This window comes from Idiomarina sp. UBA4206, assembly GCF_002383015.1.
GTDB classification, from domain to species: Bacteria; Pseudomonadota; Gammaproteobacteria; order Enterobacterales; family Alteromonadaceae; genus Idiomarina; species Idiomarina abyssalis.
The window spans coordinates 14350-14772 of record NZ_DFTS01000071.1 but is presented as its reverse complement, the minus strand read 5'-3'; the positions used below and the strand labels follow the sequence as shown (position 1 = coordinate 14772).

Here is a 423-nt window from a genome sequence, read left to right as displayed (position 1 = left end):
CACAAATTGAGTACGGTCCTGCAGGCGCTGGCGCACCGAACGACAGCAACGTGACTCAGGAAGAGTACAACCGTGTTCGCGAAATTGCACAAACTCAGTACGGCTTCGATATTGGTAACTGGGACACTGTCCGTGATACCGAAAATGACAACTTGTTGGTTAAGCTGGACTGGAACGTCAACTACGATCACCGTGTTGCGTTAACTTATAACCGCACTGAAGGTAACAACCTGCGCGGCGTTAGCAGTAGCCAGAACTCTTTAAACCTGGACACTAACTGGTATGACTACCAGCAAAACATGGATCTGTTCCGTTTGTCCTGGTTTGCTGACTGGAGTGGTGACCTTTCAAGTGAAATTTATGCCAGCCACAAAGCGGTTGAAGCAATTTCTGGCTTGGTAACCAAAGACTTTGGTGACGTGA

General features: G+C 48.2%; 1 pseudogene. It reads left to right on the top strand.

The window, feature by feature from the left end:
- A pseudogene (locus B3180_RS13995) lies at positions 1–423 on the top strand (cell envelope biogenesis protein OmpA); the annotation flags it as partial.